We start from the raw sequence: 17,564 nt of genomic DNA, 5'->3' as shown, positions 1-17,564 counted from the left end.
CCAGTATGAGGGACGCATGAGAAGGGTGAGGCGACCCGCCCTGTTTATGCGTCCACCCCAAGCAGACATGACCAACTGGTGAAAACCGGGCACCAACCGGTGTTCGATCGACGCAAGTTGTCGTAGGGTCACTTGGTCGCCGCGCGGGTGCGTGGTCGAGCACACGGACACAGCAGAGCAGCACACACCAGGTCGTCGACGGGAGGGGTTCACTCAATGGCGGCGCGTTTCGGCAGGAGGCTGCGCAAGGGGGCGGCAACCACCGCTGTGGCCGCGGCTGCGGTCGCGGCTCTGGCGGCGTCCCAGGCCCCGGGGGTCACCACCGACGACCAGGGCAGACAGGCCACCGGCGCGCAGTCCACGCCCGAGACGACCGGCGACGTGAGTGGCGGTGACACCGCCACCGGCAACGGCGGCTACTACACCGACCTGCCGCCGCTCAACAGCCCCACCGGGACGCCCGACCCGAGCTCCACCCCCACCACGGGCCCTTCCGGCGCGAAGGAGGCCGGCATCCCCGCCACCGTCCTGGACGCGTACAAGAAGGCCGCGGCGGATCTCCAGCGCTCCAAGCCGGGCTGCAACCTGCCCTGGCAACTCCTCGCCGCCATCGGCCAGGTGGAGTCCGGCCAGGCCGGCGGCGGCCGGGTCGATGCGGACGGCACCACGTACACGAAGATCCTCGGCCCCGTCCTGAACGGCAACGGGTTCGCCAGCATCAAGGACACCGATCACGGCGCCTACGACGGTGACAGCACCTATGACCGTGCGGTCGGGCCCATGCAGTTCATCCCCTCCACCTGGGCGTGGGCGGGCCGCGACGGCAACGGTGACGGCGTCAAGGACCCCAACAACGTCTACGACGCCGCTCTCGCCGCCGCGCACTACCTGTGCCGTGCAGACCGTGACCTGTCGGTGCAGTCCGACATGAACGCCGCGATACTCAGCTACAACAACTCGCAGGACTACCTGAACACCGTTCTGTCCTGGTACGAGTACTACCGCAAGGGCAGCCACTCGATCCCGGACGGTACCGGCACCCTGCCCGCGCACCGCAGCGACCAGAACTCCGGTGCGAGCCCCGGCCCGAAGCCCGGGAAGACGCACGGGCCCGGCACCTCCAAGCCCCCGGGCCGGGGCACCCCGACCCCCCATCCCACCCCCGTCCCGCCGTCGACGGGCGGGACCACCACGAAGCCGACGCCGCCCGCCCCCACACCCACCGACACGGTCGACCACCTGGCGGACGGCGGCACCGGCACGCTGTCCGCGAAGACGGGCGACACCTTCGACCGGAAGATCGTGGTCAAGGCCGTCACCAAGGTCGGCAAGGCCGTGCCGAAGGTCCGTGTGCGGTTCGCGATCGGCGGCGACACGGACACCACCTTCGCCGGCGGGGAGACCGTCGCGACCGTCGTCACCGACAGCTCGGGCAAGGCCACCGCGCCCGCGCTCGTCGCCGGCCGGAAGACCGGCGGCTTCACCGTCCGCGCCCTGGTCGTGGGCCGCGTGACCACCGGTCTCCAGTACTCGGCCACGGTCGTCGAACGCCAGGCCGACACCCTTGTCCGGACCGGTGACACCGAGCCGACCTGCACGCCGGGCGGCGAGTTCGCGGACCAGGTCGAGGTGAAGGCCACGTACAAGGGTGCGGTCGCGGACGGTGTCGCGGCCACCGCGACCCTCGTCAAGTCGGCCGACGACACGACCGAGAACGACAAGGGCCCCTACTTCAAGGACGCCGACGGCAAGACCGTGCGCACCCTCACCGGCCTCACGACGGACGCCAACGGCCTGTTGAAGCTGCCGAAGCTGTACGCCGACGACACGACCGGCACGTTCCTGCTCCGCATCACCACCGCGGGCGGGGCCACCCTGACGGTCGAACTGAAGGTCGCGGCGGCCGACCCGTCCCCCAGCCCCACCCCCACCCCCAGCCCCACCCCGAGCTCGTAGGGCCGCCCGGAACGTACGGCGGCGGCGTCCCCGCATCGCGGAGGGACGCCGCCGCCTTTTCGTGCGCCCTTGTTCTCATCTCACGCGCCCCTTGCTACGGTGCCGGATCTGACGATGTATCAGCTAACGCGTGACAGCGCCGGCCCCGGGGAGGCCCCCATGCGCGCCCTCGTCGCCGCCGCGATCGGCCTCGCCGCGGCCTTCACCCTGGTGTTCGGCCTGACGGCCCTCGGCCCGCCGTCCGGCGCGACGTCCCCGAAACCACTGCTGACGACGGTCCCCAGCCATCCGTGACCCACGCACCGGGAGGACGCCGAGATGCGCCGCAAAGCCGGCCTGATCCTGCTCGCTCTCGCCGTGTTCTTCACGGCGCTGTCCCCACTGCTGCGCTGGTACGCCTTCCCCCGCCTGGCCGAGGTCCCCGCGAACGCATACCAGACCATGGTCCTCGAGGCGAGGAACGCCACCCTCCTCGACTACGGCACCATGAAATCCCGCACAGTCCCCAAGGTCACCATCGTGCAGACCCTCAAGGGCGACGTGGAAGCCGCGAAGAAGATCGAGGCCACCGCGGGCCGGGACGTGGTCGTCTGGGACGGCCTGTCCTATGTGCAGGGACCCGACGGCGCCATGGTGTCCCGCATCCCCGAGCGGTACATCTTCGACGCGCACAGCCAGGAACCCGTCCACGCCACCGGCGAGATGGTCGACGGCGACCCCGTCCGCCGCGACGGCATCGAGTTCAAATGGCCGTTCCTCACCCGGAAACGGGACTACGAGTACTTCGACGCGCAGGCCCGCGCCACCGCCCCCATCCACTACGAGGGCATGCAGACCTTCCGGGGCGTCAAGGTCTACTACTTCGAACAGACGATCCCGTGGACGAAGGTCCCCTTCCCGAAGGTCATGCCCGTGCAGGGCATCACCCCGGAGTCGGTCGCGAAGACCGGCACGACCCGCTGGTACACCACGGTCCGCAAGTTCTGGGTCGAACCGCTGACCGGCGCGCCCGTCTACGGCGAGGAGATCCACAAGGAGGAGCTGCGCGGCGGCACGCTCCTCGGGGGCCGTGACAGGGTGACGGTCTTCGCGGGGGACGTGAAGATGCGCGAGGACTACATCGCGTCGACGGTCGCCCTGGTCAAGCACAACCGCCTGCTGATCCTGCTCCTGACGTCCTACCTGCCGTGGGGTTTCCTCGCTCTCGGCATCGCCCTGCTGACGCTGTCCCTGTACCTGGAGGCGCGCGGCCGCCGCCCGGACGACCCGGCGCCCGCCGAGGCCGTGGAGCCCGAGCCGGTCACCGCCTGAGCCGCGCGTTCGTGTGCCGGGTCGGCTCCGCGGCGGCCGGGTCCTCCGGCCACGGATGCCTGGGGTAGCGGCCGCGCAACTCCGCCCGTACGGCCTTGTAGCCGTCCCGCCAGAAGGAGGCGAGGTCGGCGGTGACCGCGGCGGGCCGCCCGGCGGGGGAGAGCAGGTGCACGACGACGGGCACACCGGCGATCTCGGGCGAGGCCTGGAGCCCGAACATCTCCTGCAGTTTCACGGCGAGGACGGGCCGCTCGGGGTCGGTGTAGTCGATCCGGATCGCGGATCCGCTCGGGACGGTGATCCGCTCGGGGGCGAGTTCGTCGAGCCGGGCGGCCTGCCCGGTGGACCAGGGCAGCAGCCGGGTCAGGGCCTGTCCCGCGTCGATCCGGGCGAGGTCGGCCCGTCGCCGGGCGCGGCTCAGCTCCGGCTCCAGCCACTCGTCCACGCGCGCGTGCAGCGCGTCGTCGCGCACGTCCGGCCACGGCTCACCGAGGTGCAGCCGCAGAAACGCCAGCCGCTGCCGCAGCACACGGGCCTGAGGGGACCAGCGCAGCAGACCGAAGCCCTCCTGCCGCAGCCCTTCCAGCAGTGCCTGACGTACGAGGGCGGGCGCGGGGTCCCGCAGCGGCCGCGTCGCCAGTTCGACGGCCCCGAGCCGCTCGACACTCCGGGCAACGACGTCCCCTTCGGCCCAGTGCACCTCCTCGCCCGCGGAGTACAGGGCCCCGGCCGCCTGCCGCGCCACGTCCTCGTCGACCACGGCCGCGAGCCGCACGCGTGCGTGGCCCGCGCCGACGGGCCGGTCGGCCACGGCGACCGCCAGCCACGGCGCGCCGCGCAGCCCCGACCCCTCGCTCAGCTCGGCACGGGTGCCGTTCACCATGAGGCAGGAGCCGCCGTCGGCCCGCGCGAGCCGCTCCGGGAAGGCGAGGGCGGCGACGAGTCCCACCACGTGGTCGTCGCCCCTCTCCGCGGCGCCGGCAGGCACGTCGCCCGCCGCCGCCCGCAGCCGGCGCACCTCCTCGCGCCAGCGCGCCGCGTAGGCGTCGCCCCCGCGCCGGGCCGCCCGCCACACCGCCGCCAGGTCGTCCCCGTACTCCCGCGGCGGCTCCTCGCTCAGCAGCGCCACCACTTCCGCGGCCCGCTCCGCGCCGATGCGGGGGGCCGCGTCCAGCAGCGCCCGCGCCAGCCGCGGATGCAGACCCAGCCGGGACATCCGCACGCCCCGCTCCGTGGCCCGCCCGGCCGCGTCCACCGCGCCGATCGCCGTCAGCACCGACCGTGCCGCCGCCATCGCCCCGCCCGCAGGTGCGTCGAGGAGTGCCAGACCGGTCGCGTCCGGGTCGCCCCAGCACGCCGTCTGCAACGCGAACGCCGTCAGATCGGCCAGCCGGATCTCGGGCGACGGGAAACGCGGCAGCCGCGCGTCCTCCGCCTCCGACCAGCAGCGGTACACGCGGCCCGGCGCCTCACGCCCCGCCCGGCCCGCGCGCTGCCGCCCCGCCGCCTGCGAGGCGCGCACCGTCGTCAGCGCGCTCAGCCCGCGCGCATGGTCGACCCGCGGCTCGCGCGCGAGACCGGTGTCGACGACCACCCGAACCCCGGGCACGGTCAGCGAGGACTCCGCCACGGCCGTCGCCAGCACCACCCGCCGCCCCGAACCGGCCGACAGCACCGCGTCCTGCACGGCCGCCGGAGCCCGCCCGTGCACCTGGAGCACCTCGACACCGCCCAGATCCCCCAGCCGGCCCGCCACGCGCGCGATCTCCCCGACGCCGGGCAGAAAGCACAGCACGTCCCCCTCGCACTCGGCGAGCGCCCGCCGCACCACCGACGCCGCATGGGCGAGCAGCGCCGGATCCACCCGCATCCCGTGGGGCGGCCGGACGGGGCGCGCGGGGGGCGCCCACACCACCTCCACCGGGTAGGACACACCCTCCGTCTCGACGACCGGCACCCCGCCCAGCAGCCGGGCCCAGCCCTGCGCGTCCGTCGTCGCGGAGGCCGCCACCAGTTCCAGCTCGGGCCGCAGCGTCGCCCGCACATCGAGCAGGAAGGCGGCGACCGTGTCGGCGTCCAGGTGCCGCTCATGGACCTCGTCGAGCACGACCACGTCGACGTCCGCCAGCTCCTGGTCCCGCTGCAGCCGCTGCAACAGCACCCCGGTGGTGACGACCTCCACGCGCGCGTGCCGCCCGACCACCCGCTCCCCGCGCACGGTGTAGCCGACGCTCTCCCCGGCCTTCTCGCCCAGCAGCCACGCCATCCGCCGTGCCGCGGCCCGCGCCGCGATCCGCCGCGGCTCGGCCACCACCACGCGTCGCGCGGGCCCCCCGCCCAGCAGCCCCGCCAGCGCGAGCGGCACGAGCGTCGTCTTGCCGGTGCCGGGCGGCGCGCACAGCACCGCCGCACCGTGCTCGCCCAGAGCGGCCCGGAGAGCCGGGACGGCGGATCGGACGGGCAGGCGGTCGAGGGCGTCGTGGCGGATCACCGCACCAGTGTTCCAGGCGGCCGTGTCACGGCGGAAAGACGTGGTGGCAGCGCAGGCAGAACAACTGCCTGCGCCAGTCGGCCCGCCGCCTCGCCGTCTGCGCGACGCTGCCGCGCAAGGACACCAGCCACAGGCCCCCGCCCGCCAGGCCGACGAACCCCAGCCACACCTCCGAGACGAGCAGGGCGCAGCCCACGGTCAGGAGCCCGAACGGCGCCGCCCAGCGCTCCTCCTCCAGTGCGGGCCGCGCGAGGTGCGGTGCCCCGGCCCGCGCCTCGGGCGACAGCGTCCTCCAGTACGTGCGGAGCCGGGTGGTCCTGTCCCCTCGCCGGCAGACCGGGCAGACGTGCATGCGCGTACCCCCCACCGCCTGACACCGCGGACCGCGGCCTTGAGGGTGATATGTCGACTCATCGTTTGTGCCCTGCCGGTACGGCGGCCATACGCGCACGGCCGACGCCCCGGCAGATTGGCCGGAACCGTCCCCTCGGGTACCTCAGTCCCGTTCGCACACGAAGATCGCCGTACCCGGGATCAGCGCGCCGCGCAGCGGCGACCACCCGCCCCACTCGGACGTGTTCCAGGCCGGCCACTCCGGCTCGACCAGGTCGACGAGCCGGAAGCCCGACGTCGCGATGTCCCGCACCCGGTCGCCGAGCGTCCGGTGGTGCTCGACGTACACCGCCCGGCCCTCCTCGTCCTGCTCGACGTACGGCGTGCGGTCGAAGTAGGAGGCCGACACCGTGAGGCCCTCCGGCCCGGGCTCGTCCGGGAACGCCCAGCGGATCGGATGCGTCACCGAGAACACGAACCGCCCGCCCGGCCGCAGCACCCGGCGGACCTCGCGCAGCACCAGCCGCGGGTCCGCCACGAAGGGCAGCGCCCCGTACGCCGAGCACGCCAGATCGAAAGAGGCGTCCCGGAAGGGCAGGACGCAGGCGTCGGCCTGGACCAGGGGGAAGCCGGCGCCGATCCGCAGCGCGTGCTGGAGCTGACGGTGGGAGAGGTCGAGGGCCACCGGGCGGGCGCCCTGCCCGGCCAGCCAGCGGGAGCACTGCGCCGCGCCGGCGCCGATCTCCAGGACGTCCTTGCCCTTGAGGTCCTCGGGCGGGCCGAGCAACCCGGCCTCGACCTCGTCCAGGCCTTCGGGTCCCCAGACGAAGCGGTCGTCGCCGAGGAACGTGCCGTGCTCGATCTGGTACTCGTCCGCGTTCCGGTCCCACCAGCCCCGGTTGGCCCGGGAACTCTCCGTGACGCCCGCCGCGCGTCGGGTGGCTTCGGGTTCGAACTGTTCGGGCTCTTGGATGATCGGCTCCCTCGTCGTACTCTTCCGTCCAGCCTGACGCGGCGGCGTCACGGAAAAGGGTCCTCCGGCCTGCACGGCCTCGTGGCATCGGCCGGTGCGGCCCGTGTCGCAGGGCGACTTGTGCCGGGAATGCGGCGATCCGCCCCGGGTGTGCGCCTTCGCGCATTGACCCTGTCCGGCTGCCCCCGTATGCTACAAGTTGCGCTGCGGGCCTGCGCACCTCAGACGTAGCAGGCTGCGCTCGCATCTGTTGTATGTCCCCTCGGTTGTCGAGGCGCCGTCACCAGTTGGCTGGTGGGGCGCTTCCTTGGCTGTCCGGCTTCTGCAGAGCGAAACGGGCTCCAGCGTGAGCAGTACCTACGACTTCAATGTCCGTACCGGAGCCCTTTTCCACATGACGAGCAGCACCGAGACCACCGCCACCACCCCGCAGGTAGCGGTCAACGACATCGGTAACGAGGAAGCGTTCCTCGCAGCGATCGACGAGACGATCAAGTACTTCAACGACGGCGACATCGTCGACGGCGTCATCGTGAAGGTCGACCGGGACGAGGTCCTGCTCGACATCGGTTACAAGACCGAAGGTGTCATCCCGAGCCGCGAGCTCTCGATCAAGCACGACGTCGACCCGAACGAGGTCGTTGCCGTGGGCGACGAGATCGAGGCTCTGGTCCTCCAGAAGGAGGACAAGGAAGGCCGCCTGATCCTCTCGAAGAAGCGCGCCCAGTACGAGCGTGCCTGGGGCACCATCGAGAAGATCAAGGAAGAGGACGGCATCGTCACCGGTACCGTCATCGAGGTCGTCAAGGGTGGTCTCATCCTCGACATCGGCCTCCGTGGCTTCCTCCCGGCATCCCTGGTCGAGATGCGCCGTGTCCGCGACCTCCAGCCCTACGTGGGCAAGGAGCTCGAGGCCAAGATCATCGAGCTGGACAAGAACCGCAACAACGTGGTCCTGTCCCGCCGCGCCTGGCTGGAGCAGACCCAGTCCGAGGTCCGCCAGACCTTCCTCACGACCCTGCAGAAGGGTCAGGTCCGCTCCGGTGTCGTCTCCTCGATCGTCAACTTCGGTGCCTTCGTGGACCTGGGTGGCGTCGACGGCCTGGTCCACGTCTCCGAGCTGTCCTGGAAGCACATCGACCACCCGTCCGAGGTCGTCGAGGTGGGCCAGGAGGTCACCGTCGAGGTCCTCGACGTCGACATGGACCGCGAGCGTGTCTCCCTGTCGCTGAAGGCGACCCAGGAAGACCCGTGGCAGCAGTTCGCCCGCACCCACCAGATCGGCCAGGTCGTGCCCGGCAAGGTCACGAAGCTGGTTCCGTTCGGTGCGTTCGTCCGCGTCGACGAGGGCATCGAGGGTCTGGTCCACATCTCCGAGCTGGCCGAGCGCCACGTGGAGATCCCGGAGCAGGTCGTCCAGGTCAACGACGAGATCTTCGTCAAGGTCATCGACATCGACCTCGAGCGTCGTCGCATCAGCCTCTCGCTGAAGCAGGCCAACGAGTCCTTCGGTGCCGACCCGACGGCGGTCGAGTTCGACCCGACCCTGTACGGCATGGCCGCGTCCTACGACGACCAGGGCAACTACATCTACCCCGAGGGCTTCGACCCGGAGACCAACGACTGGCTGCCGGGCTACGAGAAGCAGCGCGAGGAGTGGGAGCGCCAGTACGCCGAGGCGCAGGCCCGCTTCGAGCAGCACCAGCAGCAGGTCATCAAGTCCCGCGAGGCGGACGCCGCTGCCGCTGCCGAGGGTGGCGAGGCCGCCGCTCCGGCCGCGACCGGCGGTTCCTACTCCTCCGAGGGCGGCGACAACTCCGGCGCCCTGGCGTCGGACGAGGCGCTGGCGGCCCTGCGTGAGAAGCTGGCCGGCGGCCAGAGCTGAAGGCTCGCCGCCAGGCGTTAGCCGATGACTGAGGGTCCGTCCCCCTTGTGGGGGCGGGCCCTCAGGCGCGTTTCCGGCCCAGGCGCGTTCCCGGCCCAGTACGCCGCCCCGCCTCGAGGCCGCCCGGCCCCGACCGCCCGCCCTCCACGCGCGCGTGCTCTCCCCATGGGCATCGGCAGGCATCGGGTGGACGGCCGGTCAAAACCGTGGAGTTGGGGGCGCGGACCGGGAATGACCGTGTCCCGGCCCGCGTTGTCCCGTACGAACACGAGGAGGAGCGGTCTACAGTGCTTGATCCGCAGGGTTTGTACGCATGGGAGCCGAAGGGCCTCGCCGTCGTCGACATGGCGCTCGCCCAGGAATCGGCCGGACTGGTCATGCTCTACCACTTCGACGGATACATCGACGCGGGCGAGACCGGCGACCAGGTCGTCGACCGGCTCCTCGACGCGCTGCCCCAGCAGGTCGTGGCCCGCTTCGACCACGACCGGCTCGTGGACTACCGCGCCCGCCGTCCCCTGCTCACCTTCCGGCGCGACCGCTGGACGGACTACGACGTCCCCAAGATCGAGGTGCGCCTGCTCCAGGACGCCACCGGAGCGCCCTTCCTGCTGCTGTCGGGGCCCGAGCCCGACGTGGAGTGGGAGCGCTTCGCCGCGGCCGTGGGACAGATCGTGGAGCGGCTCGGCGTCCGTCTGTCCGTGAACTTCCACGGCATCCCCATGGGCGTTCCGCACACCCGGCCGGTCGGTCTCACCCCGCACGGCAACCGCACCGACCTGGTACCGGGCCACCGCAGCCCCTTCGACGAGGCGCAGGTGCCGGGCAGTGCCGAATCCCTGATCGAATACCGGCTCATGGAGGCCGGACACGACGTTCTGGGCGTCGCCGCGCACGTCCCCCACTACATCGCCCGCTCCCCGTATCCGGACGCCGCACTGACCGTCCTGGAGGCCATCACGGCCGCCACCGGACTCGTCCTGCCGGCAGTCGCGCACTCGCTGCGCAACGACGCCCACCGCACGCAGACGGAGATCGAGCGGCAGATCCGGGAGGGTGACGAGGACCTGGTGCGGCTCGTCCAAGGGCTCGAGCACCAGTACGACGCCGCGGCGGGCGCCGAGACCCGGGGCAACATGCTGGCGGAGCCCATGGAGATCCCGTCCGCGGACGAGATCGGTCAGGAATTCGAGCGCTTCCTCGCGGAGCGCGAAGGCGATGGCTGAACCCGGTCGGGCTCTCGACCCACGGCCTGCCACCGGCGCCGTCAGTGGCAGGCCGTAGGCTTCCCGCATGCTGAAGGTGGGCCTGACCGGCGGTATCGGCGCCGGCAAGAGCGAGGTGTCGCGGCTGCTCGTCGCCTGCGGGGCCGTACTGATCGACGCGGACCGCATCGCGCGCGAGGTCGTCGCTCCCGGCACTCCCGGGCTGGCGGCGGTCGTCGAGGCCTTCGGGCAGGACGTCCTCGCCCCGGACGGCAGCCTGGACCGTCCCAGGCTGGGCTCCGTCGTGTTCGCCGACCCCGACAAGCGGGCCGTCCTGAACTCGATCGTGCATCCCCTGGTGGGCGCCCGCTCCCGCGAACTGGAGACCGCCGCCCCCGACGACGCCGTGGTCGTGCACGACGTCCCCCTCCTCGCCGAGAACGGACTCGCCCCGCTCTACGACGTCGTGATCGTCGTCGACGCCAGCCCCGCCACCCAGCTCGACCGGCTGGTCCGCCTGCGCGGTATGACCGAGCAGGACGCACGCGCCCGCATGGCCGCCCAGGCGACCCGCGAGAAGCGCCTGGCCGTCGCGGACATCGTGATCGACAACGACGTGCCCCTCGATCAGCTGAAGCAGCGCGTAAGGGACGTTTGGGAGGAACTCACCCGCAGAGCGCACCGTTCACAGGAATAGCGCCGGCTCCCGAGGGCGTTGAACCGGTCCAGTGAGGGAAGGAATCTGCCGTGCCCGAGACCAGCGATTCCACCGGACCCACTCCGGAGACGCATGTCATCGACTTCCGCGCCGCGGAGCAACTCCTCGCCGCCCGGGATCCGCGTGGTGCGGTCAAGCTGCTCGACGGCGTGATCGCCGCCCACCCCGAGAACACCGCCGCCCGGCTGCTGCGCGCGCGTGCCTTCTTCGCCGCCGCGCAACTGCGACCCGCCGAGCTGGAATTCAGCATCGTGCTGGAACGCGAGCCGGACAACGCGTTCGCGCACTTCGCACTCGCCCGCACCTACGAGCGCCAGGCCCGGCCCGACGAGGCGAAGCGGCACTTCCGGCTGGCCGCCGCACTGGACCCGAACCCGCAGTACCTGAGGGCGGCACGGTTCGACTCCTAGGGCGCGCCCGGCCTCCCGGGAGCGGCTACCTGCGGTGCTGTTCCGGTGGCAGGTACGGCGGGACGTCATGGCCCGGCTGCCAGTGCGGTCCCTGACGCATGTGCCGCACGATCATGGTCATGTCCACGGTCACGACCAGCCAGAGCGCACCGCACGCGGCCGCCCAGCCCGGTCGGCCGAGGAGCGCGAACACGACCGTGCCGAAGGTGGCCCACACCAGACCCCACAGGCTCAGCCAGAAGCGGGCTCGCAGCGCACTGCGCGCCGTCGCCGGTTCACTGCCTGTACGCATCGCCATCACTGCTCCTCAAGCCACCAGTACCCTTCGGGGTGCACGTTCACCATGGGAGGGCGACCGGATTCGAACGGCCGTGAAACGGCAGCGGGCCCGGTCCGTGTGGGGAGGCGACGGTGCTGCTGGAGACGCTGCGGGCGGACGCGCGGCTCGCCGAGTGGCTGAGGGATCTCGACAGCGACAGCGACGGCGACACGCGGGTGCAGGCCACCCTGCCCGACGCGGACGAGCTGCCCGACGTCCTGCTGGACCTGTCCGTGCCCCACGAGGACGTCAACGAACTCGTCGCACAGCGCGCCCGGCTCTGCGCGGACCCGGAGGCCATGGCGCTGCTGCAGCGGTGCGTCGCCCGCTCGGTGCGCGACATGGGGGAGATCGGCAAGGGCTGGGAGCCACCGGAGTTCCCCGCGTCGGCGGGGCCGCTCGGACGGCTCTTCCCCGTGTACGTCTTCGTCGCGGCGCTGCCGTACGCGCAGGCGTACCACCGCGAGCGCGGCATCCCTGAGGAGGTGTCCCGGCGCACCTTCGCCGACCTCGGACGGCACATGGCGGTGCACCGCCGGCGCCGTGGCACGGGCGGGCTGCTGTTCCCCTGGTGGATCGCGCTGCACTTCCACGGGGAGCTGTTCCAACTGGGGCGGCTGCAGTTCCAGCGGGCGCGGCTGGGGCAGCGCACGGGGCGGGCCGTCGTGGCGGCGGGCCGGGCGCAGGGGCCCGGAGACCTCTGTCTGAGCCTGCACATTCCCGACTTCAGGGGCCCCTTGTCGCCGTCCGCCTGTGAGCGGTCCCTGGCGCTGGCACGGGCCTTCTTCGCCCGGCACTACCCCGACGAACGCCATGAGATCGCCGTGTGCCACTCCTGGCTGCTCGATCCCCAGCTCAAGCGGTACCTTCCGGCGGACTCCAACATCATCCGCTTCCAGGACCGCTTCGAGCTCGCCCACCAGGACACCACACCGGACGACGGGGCACCGGTCGGCTTCGTCTTCGGCGACCCGGAGCTGCCGGTGCGGGAGCTGCCCCGCCGCAGCAGCCTGGAGCGAGCGGTGGGGGACCATCTGCGAGCGGGCGGGCACTGGTACGGGGGCCACGGCTGGTTCGTGCTGTGACGGCGTTCGACCCTCGAACGTTTCACCCCATCGGGTGACGGCGGACCGGGAACGGGCCACGTGCGGCGGCCCGTTGGACGTGCATGAGGCAGAAGATGCGGACCGGTTACGGGGGCACGGGCCCCGGCGCGATCACGCCCGATGGCTGTGCGGTCGAGCTGTACTCACGGTTACCGCCCGGGGACGAGCCGGACATCATCGCCGCCGCCGTGCCGACGGGCGCGCACATCCTGGAGCTGGGCAGCGGGGTCGGGAGGATGACCCATCCGCTGCTCGAGCGCGGCTTCGCGGTCACCGCGGTGGACGAGTCGGCCGAGATGCTGGAGCGCGTGCGCGGCGCACGCACGGTGTGCAGCCCGATCGAAGACCTGGATCTGGGTGAGACGTTCGACGTGGTGCTGCTCGCGTCGTTCCTCGTGCACGCCGGGGACGTCGAGGTGCGCAGACGACTGCTGCGGACGTGCGCCCGGCACGTGGCCCGCGGCGGGTATGTGCTGATCCAGAGGGAGGGCGAGGACTACCACACGAACGTGCCACGCGAGCGGGTGGACCCGAGCGGCTTCACCGTGCGGATCGCCTCCTCGGAGCCCGTGGGGGACGGGGTCAACTCGGTGCGAGCGGAGTACGAGTTCCCGGACGCGACCTGGACCCAGACGTTCCTCGCCCGGCCGCTGAGCAGACAGCAGTTCGAGGAGGCGCTGGCGGAGGCGGGACTGCGCGTGGACAGCTATCTGACGGCCGACCGGATGTGGGTGAGGGCGGTGCGGGCGGGGTAGCTCAGCGGCCGCCTTTGGGCCGGCTCCGGCCGCCGGACCGGCCCGGGGTGCCCGCACCGCTCGCGAAGCCGCCGCCCGCGGCCGCGGCCAGGCCGCGCAGGCGCTCCGTCTCGCGGCGGTCGCGCTTGGTGGGCCGGCCCGTACCGCGGTCGCGGACACCTGCCGGCGCCACGGCCTCGCGGGGCGGCGGGGGAGGGCTGTTGTCGATGTAGCACTGCACGGCCACCGGGGCGCCGACGCGCTTGCGGATCAGACGCTTCACGACGACGACCCGCTCCCGGCCCTCGTGCCTGAGGCGCACCTCGTCGCCGATGCGCACGTTGTATGCGGGCTTCACGCGCTCGCCGTTCACCCGGACGTGCCCGCCCCGGCAGGCGGCGGCGCCCATCGAGCGGGTCTTGACGAGCCGCACGGACCAGATCCAACTGTCGATGCGGACGCTCTCGCCGTTCCCCGGGCCGGCCGCCTCGGCGGCGGCCACCGAGGCGGCGGTCCTCGGGTCCACGACGGTCGGATCGGCCCCTGTCGGCTCCGCAGAGACCTGCGCGTCGGCGGCTCGGACCTCCGTGGCCGTGCCCTCGTCCCGCCGGTCCGCCTTGTCACCGCGGCGCGCCTCGGAGTCCCGGCCTGTCCCAGCCGCGCGGGGCCTCTCGGTCCCGTCCGCCGTCTCGTGGTCCGCACCTTCGAAAGCCATGCACCCGACCTTAGCTCGCCGAGCGGGGAGCACCGGACGCCTTTCGCGCGGGCGGCAGCGCCCGACAGCCGACCGCCGCTCGGGTCGCCCCCGCCCGGCCCTACCGTGGAGGCATGGACGACAGCAGCCTCGCCCGGCTGGACGAGCGGATCACGGGATGCCGTGCCTGCCCGCGCCTGGTGGCATGGCGTGAGGAGGTGGCCCGTACCAAGCGGGCCGCGTTCGCCGACTGGACGTACTGGGGACGCCCGGTGCCGGGTTTCGGGCCGGCAGACGCCCCGCTGCTCGTCATAGGCCTGGCTCCCGCGGCCCACGGCGGAAACCGGACCGGACGGATGTTCACCGGAGACCGGTCCGGAGACGTGCTGTACGCGGCGCTGCACGCCGTGGGACTGGCGTCGCAGCCCACGTCGGTGTCCGCCGACGACGGCCTGGAACTGTACGGCGTACGCGTCACCGCACCCGTGCACTGCGCCCCGCCCGCCAACAAGCCGACGCCCGAGGAACGGGACACATGCAGGCCGTGGCTGGTGCAGGAACTGCGGCTGCTGCGTCCGACGCTGCGCTCCGTGGTCGCACTCGGCTCCTTCGGCTGGCAGGCCGCGCTGACCGCGCTCGGTGAGGCCGGCTGGACGACACCCCGGCCGCGGCCCGCCTTCGGGCACGGGGCACGGGTGTCACTGGACGGACTGGAAGTCTTCGGCTGTTTCCACGTCAGCCAGCGCAACACCTTCACGGGACGGCTCACGCCTCAGATGCTGCGGGACGTCCTGCGCACGGCGGCGGAGGCGGCGGGGCTCCCGGTCAAGCCGTAGCCGCGCCCCAGGCGCACTGCCCGGGGACGCCGGTCAACCTGCCTGGGCAGCAGACCTAGGGCAGCTCCTCGTCCGCGAACAGGTGCCGCACCGTGGAGCGGTAGTTGGCGCGCACATGGGCGAGGGCGTGGGCGCGGGCGCGGTCCGGGTCGCCGGAGGCGATCGCCTCGTACAGCTCGCGGTGTTCGGCCAGGAGCCGGGACCACTCCTCGTTCCGGCGGGTGAGCCAGCGCAGGCGTCCGTCGACCGGTTCCATGACGGAGATCAGCAGGCTGTTTCCGGCCATGGCGAGGATCCGGCCGTGGAAGCGGGTGTTGATGTCCGTGATCGTCTCCGCGTCGCCGGCGGCGGTCGCGGCCGCGGCCTGGTCGAGCAGTTCCGCCAGTTCCGCCAGTTCCTTCTCACCCGCCCGGGCCGACGCGAGCCCGGCTGCGTAGACCTCGAGGGCCTCGCGCAGTTCGAAGAGCTCTTTGACGTCGGCCGGGGTCAGTCGCCGCACGACGGTTCTGCGCGGTGTCTCGAAGAGCACGAAGCCCTCGGCGACCAGTGCGCGGATCGCCTCGCGGACCGGTACGCGGGAGACCCCGAACCGCTCCGCGAGCTCCCGCTCGACCAGGCGGTCGCCCGGGAGCAGCCGTCCCGCGATGATCTCCTGCCGCAGCGTGGCCAGCACCCGCTCGCGCACCGCACCCAGGGGTTCGATCTTCGTCATGGGGTCATCTTCGCGGACTCGGAAGGTCTTTTACGGAGCCGTAACGGGGCGGACATCGGTCGGAACGGTTGACGGCGAGACCATGACCGCTGTTTGGTATACCAAACAGCGCGGAGCATTCCGTTCCCTCGCGATCGCAGCACCCGCACCGCGGCCCCCACCCCGGCCGCACCGGCATCCGGCCCCCACCGGTGATTCCCGCCTCCGGAAGCCCGACCCGCCATCGCCCCGCACCGGACCGTACTGAAGGCCCCTCCGTCCCCTCGCCCATGGAGGCCCCGTGTCCCTCGCCGACCGCGCCGAAGCCACCGGCGTCCCAGCGTTCGCCCCCGACCCCCGCCTCACCAACGAAGACCTCGCGCCCGCGGCCGAGCGCAAGTGGAAGGTGTTCGACCTGTTCGCCATGTGGATGTCCGACGTCCACAACCTCGGCAACTACACCTTCGCCGCCGGACTGCTGGTCCTCGGCATGAACGTCTGGCAGATCTTCACCTCCCTGCTCGTCGGCTTCGTCCTCATCTACCTCGGGATGAACATGATGGGCAGGATCGGCCAGCGGCACGGAGTTCCGTTCCCGGTCGTCAGCCGCATCAGTTTCGGGGTGTGGGGCGCCAACATCCCCGCTCTGATCAGGGCCGTGATCGCCATCATGTGGTACGGCATCCAGACCTACCTCGCGTCCGTCGCCGTCAACGTCATGCTGCTCGCGGCGTGGCCGGGACTGACGTCGTGGACCCACCACTCCTTCCTGGGGCTGAACGCGCTCGGCTGGACGTCGTTCGTCGCCCTGTGGCTGATCCAGGCCCTGATCATCAGCCGTGGCATGGAGTCGGTGCGGAAGTTCCAGGACTTCTGCGGCCCCGCCATCTGGCTGGTGATGATCGCGCTGGCGGTCTGGATCCTCGCGAAGGCCGACTGGAGCATCTCCCTCACCTCCACCCCGCACCCGGTCTCCACGGGCGAACAATGGCGGCAGTGGTTCGGCGCCGTCGGGCTCATCCTCGCCACCTACGGCACCCTCATGCTCAACTTCTGCGACTTCTCCCGCTTCGCGCCCGGCTACACCACCGTCAAGCGCGGCAATTTCTGGGGCCTGCCGGTCAACTCGACGGCCTTCGTGATCGTGTCGGTCATCGTCACGGCCGGCTCGATCAAGGTGTTCGGCGAGGCCATCACCGACCCGGCCATGCTCGTCGCCAAGATCGGCAACACCTGGGTGCTGGTACTGGCGGCGTTCACCTTCGCCGTCGCCACCATGGGCGTCAACATCGTCGCCAACTTCGTCTCCCCCGCCTACGACCTGGCCAACGTCTGGCCCCAGAAGATCAGCTTCAAGGTCGGCGGCATGATCAGCACGGTCGCCGCGCTGGTCGTCACCCCCTGGAACCTCTTCTCCAACCCCACCGTCGTCAACTACTTCCTCGGCGGCCTCGGCGCCTTCCTCGGCCCGCTGTTCGGTGTGATCATGCTCGACTACTACTGGGTCAAGCGTGGCCGTATCGACGTCGACCAGCTCTTCAGCGCCGAACCCGGGTCCCGCTACTACTACCGCAAGGGCGTCAACCCCAAGGCGCTGTGGGCGTTCCTGCCCTCGGCGGCGGTCGCGGCGGTGCTCGCGCTGGTCAAGGACTTCAGCGATGTCGCCCCGTACTCGTGGTTCATCGGAACCGCGCTGTCCGCGGCGCTGTACCTGGTGCTGTGCCGCTCCGAGCGTGCCGCTCCGGCCGTCGCTCCGACCGCAGCCGTCCTGCAGGGCTGAGCGTGCGGATCGTCGTCACCAACTGCAACACCACGCAGGAGATGACCGAGGAGATCCTCCGCGGGGGGGGGGGGGGGGGCGGGTCGGGGGGGGCGAGGTTCTGGTGTTCCCCTTCCTTACGA

General features: G+C 71.7%; 17 protein-coding genes and 1 pseudogene. 12 read left to right on the top strand and 6 right to left on the bottom strand.

Annotated features, from left to right (window positions below; all coding sequences use genetic code 11):
- Positions 1-216: 216 nt before the first annotated feature.
- From ACZ4SW_RS06115 to pgfA, 3 genes are all read left to right on the top strand, one after another.
- Entirely contained in the window at positions 217-1,956 is a 1,740-nt protein-coding gene (locus ACZ4SW_RS06115) for a lytic transglycosylase domain-containing protein (protein WP_468238560.1), read from the top strand.
- Positions 1,957-2,115: 159 nt separating this feature from the next.
- Positions 2,116-2,250: an SPW_0924 family protein gene (locus ACZ4SW_RS06110; RefSeq protein ID WP_468238559.1), complete on the top strand. Its 135-nt coding sequence runs from the start codon at positions 2,116-2,118 to the stop codon at positions 2,248-2,250.
- Positions 2,251-2,274: 24 nt separating this feature from the next.
- Positions 2,275-3,267, top strand: coding sequence for a cell envelope lipid trafficking protein PgfA (gene pgfA, locus ACZ4SW_RS06105; protein ID WP_468238557.1), 993 nt, complete (start codon positions 2,275-2,277; stop codon positions 3,265-3,267).
- On the opposite strand, the gene hrpB is transcribed toward pgfA, so the two are convergent.
- The 3 genes from hrpB to ACZ4SW_RS06090 form a co-directional block, all read right to left on the bottom strand.
- Positions 3,257-5,758 carry an ATP-dependent helicase HrpB gene (hrpB, locus tag ACZ4SW_RS06100; protein ID WP_468238555.1) on the bottom strand — a complete coding sequence of 834 codons (2,502 nt, stop codon included), beginning with the start codon at positions 5,756-5,758 and terminating at the stop codon, positions 3,257-3,259. The two genes, pgfA and hrpB, sit on opposite strands and share 11 nt — an antisense overlap.
- Positions 5,759-5,783: 25 nt before the next feature.
- Positions 5,784-6,110, bottom strand: a complete 327-nt coding sequence (locus tag ACZ4SW_RS06095) for a hypothetical protein (RefSeq protein WP_468238553.1) — start codon at positions 6,108-6,110, stop codon at positions 5,784-5,786.
- Between the two features lie 144 nt (positions 6,111-6,254).
- Positions 6,255-7,115, bottom strand: coding sequence for a class I SAM-dependent methyltransferase (locus ACZ4SW_RS06090; RefSeq protein WP_468238551.1), 861 nt, complete (start codon positions 7,113-7,115; stop codon positions 6,255-6,257).
- A gap of 343 nt (positions 7,116-7,458) precedes the next feature.
- Between ACZ4SW_RS06090 and rpsA the strand changes: the two genes are divergently transcribed.
- From rpsA to ACZ4SW_RS06070, 4 genes are all read left to right on the top strand, one after another.
- A complete protein-coding gene (rpsA, locus tag ACZ4SW_RS06085; RefSeq protein WP_103839640.1) occupies positions 7,459-8,949 on the top strand; it encodes a 30S ribosomal protein S1 in 1,491 nt (496 codons plus the stop codon).
- Between the two features lie 287 nt (positions 8,950-9,236).
- Complete coding sequence (locus ACZ4SW_RS06080; protein ID WP_468238549.1) at positions 9,237-10,175, top strand: PAC2 family protein; 939 nt, start codon at positions 9,237-9,239, stop codon at positions 10,173-10,175.
- 67 nt (positions 10,176-10,242) lie between these two features.
- Positions 10,243-10,851, top strand: coding sequence for a dephospho-CoA kinase (gene coaE / locus ACZ4SW_RS06075; RefSeq protein ID WP_468238547.1), 609 nt, complete (start codon positions 10,243-10,245; stop codon positions 10,849-10,851).
- A 50-nt stretch (positions 10,852-10,901) separates the two neighbouring features.
- The gene (locus tag ACZ4SW_RS06070; RefSeq protein ID WP_468238545.1) at positions 10,902-11,282 is read left to right on the top strand and encodes a tetratricopeptide repeat protein; all 381 of its coding nucleotides are present in this window, start codon (positions 10,902-10,904) and stop codon (positions 11,280-11,282) included.
- Between the two features lie 25 nt (positions 11,283-11,307).
- Here ACZ4SW_RS06070 and ACZ4SW_RS06065 read toward each other — a convergent pair whose 3' ends face one another.
- Positions 11,308-11,580 (bottom strand): DUF6343 family protein, encoded by a 273-nt coding sequence (locus ACZ4SW_RS06065; protein ID WP_468238542.1) that lies wholly within the window; start codon positions 11,578-11,580, stop codon positions 11,308-11,310.
- Between the two features lie 113 nt (positions 11,581-11,693).
- Here ACZ4SW_RS06065 and ACZ4SW_RS06060 point away from each other — a divergent pair, with 113 nt between their 5' ends.
- Complete coding sequence (locus ACZ4SW_RS06060; RefSeq protein ID WP_468238540.1) at positions 11,694-12,686, top strand: acyltransferase domain-containing protein; 993 nt, start codon at positions 11,694-11,696, stop codon at positions 12,684-12,686.
- An 83-nt stretch (positions 12,687-12,769) separates the two neighbouring features.
- A complete protein-coding gene (locus ACZ4SW_RS06055; RefSeq protein WP_468238538.1) occupies positions 12,770-13,462 on the top strand; it encodes a class I SAM-dependent methyltransferase in 693 nt (230 codons plus the stop codon).
- 1 nt (position 13,463) lies between these two features.
- On the opposite strand, the gene ACZ4SW_RS06050 is transcribed toward ACZ4SW_RS06055, so the two are convergent.
- The gene (locus ACZ4SW_RS06050; RefSeq protein ID WP_468238535.1) at positions 13,464-14,156 is read right to left on the bottom strand and encodes an RNA-binding S4 domain-containing protein; all 693 of its coding nucleotides are present in this window, start codon (positions 14,154-14,156) and stop codon (positions 13,464-13,466) included.
- 113 nt (positions 14,157-14,269) lie between these two features.
- On the opposite strand from ACZ4SW_RS06050, the gene ACZ4SW_RS06045 reads away from it, so the two are divergent.
- On the top strand, positions 14,270-14,971 hold the full coding sequence (locus ACZ4SW_RS06045) for a uracil-DNA glycosylase (RefSeq protein ID WP_468238533.1): 702 nt from the start codon (positions 14,270-14,272) through the stop codon (positions 14,969-14,971).
- 55 nt (positions 14,972-15,026) lie between these two features.
- Here ACZ4SW_RS06045 and ACZ4SW_RS06040 read toward each other — a convergent pair whose 3' ends face one another.
- Positions 15,027-15,683 (bottom strand): GntR family transcriptional regulator, encoded by a 657-nt coding sequence (locus ACZ4SW_RS06040; RefSeq protein WP_468238531.1) that lies wholly within the window; start codon positions 15,681-15,683, stop codon positions 15,027-15,029.
- Between the two features lie 280 nt (positions 15,684-15,963).
- Here ACZ4SW_RS06040 and ACZ4SW_RS06035 point away from each other — a divergent pair, with 280 nt between their 5' ends.
- Positions 15,964-17,442 (top strand): NCS1 family nucleobase:cation symporter-1, encoded by a 1,479-nt coding sequence (locus tag ACZ4SW_RS06035; RefSeq protein WP_468238529.1) that lies wholly within the window; start codon positions 15,964-15,966, stop codon positions 17,440-17,442.
- Between the two features lie 2 nt (positions 17,443-17,444).
- Positions 17,445-17,564: pseudogene (locus tag ACZ4SW_RS06030) on the top strand (aspartate/glutamate racemase family protein); the annotation flags it as partial.

The sequence above is a fragment of the Streptomyces sp. NPDC028331 genome (genome assembly GCF_055565775.1).
Note: the sequence above shows the minus strand (reverse complement) of the source record. Positions and strands in the feature narration are given on the sequence as shown.

Excerpts from the sequence above, each read along its gene's own strand:
- ACZ4SW_RS06110 (WP_468238559.1), top strand. The coding sequence starts at position 2,116 with ATGCGCGCCCTCGTCGCCGCCGCGATCGGCCTCGCCGCGGCCTTCACC.
- ACZ4SW_RS06045 (WP_468238533.1), top strand. The coding sequence starts at position 14,270 with ATGGACGACAGCAGCCTCGCCCGGCTGGACGAGCGGATCACGGGATGC.
- coaE (WP_468238547.1), top strand. The coding sequence starts at position 10,243 with ATGCTGAAGGTGGGCCTGACCGGCGGTATCGGCGCCGGCAAGAGCGAG.
- pgfA (WP_468238557.1), top strand. The coding sequence starts at position 2,275 with ATGCGCCGCAAAGCCGGCCTGATCCTGCTCGCTCTCGCCGTGTTCTTC.
- ACZ4SW_RS06095 (WP_468238553.1), bottom strand. The coding sequence starts at position 6,110 with ATGCACGTCTGCCCGGTCTGCCGGCGAGGGGACAGGACCACCCGGCTC.
- ACZ4SW_RS06055 (WP_468238538.1), top strand. The coding sequence starts at position 12,770 with ATGAGGCAGAAGATGCGGACCGGTTACGGGGGCACGGGCCCCGGCGCG.
- ACZ4SW_RS06115 (WP_468238560.1), top strand. The coding sequence starts at position 217 with ATGGCGGCGCGTTTCGGCAGGAGGCTGCGCAAGGGGGCGGCAACCACC.
- ACZ4SW_RS06040 (WP_468238531.1), bottom strand. The coding sequence starts at position 15,683 with ATGACGAAGATCGAACCCCTGGGTGCGGTGCGCGAGCGGGTGCTGGCC.
- rpsA (WP_103839640.1), top strand. The coding sequence starts at position 7,459 with ATGACGAGCAGCACCGAGACCACCGCCACCACCCCGCAGGTAGCGGTC.
- ACZ4SW_RS06050 (WP_468238535.1), bottom strand. The coding sequence starts at position 14,156 with ATGGCTTTCGAAGGTGCGGACCACGAGACGGCGGACGGGACCGAGAGG.
- ACZ4SW_RS06065 (WP_468238542.1), bottom strand. The coding sequence starts at position 11,580 with ATGGCGATGCGTACAGGCAGTGAACCGGCGACGGCGCGCAGTGCGCTG.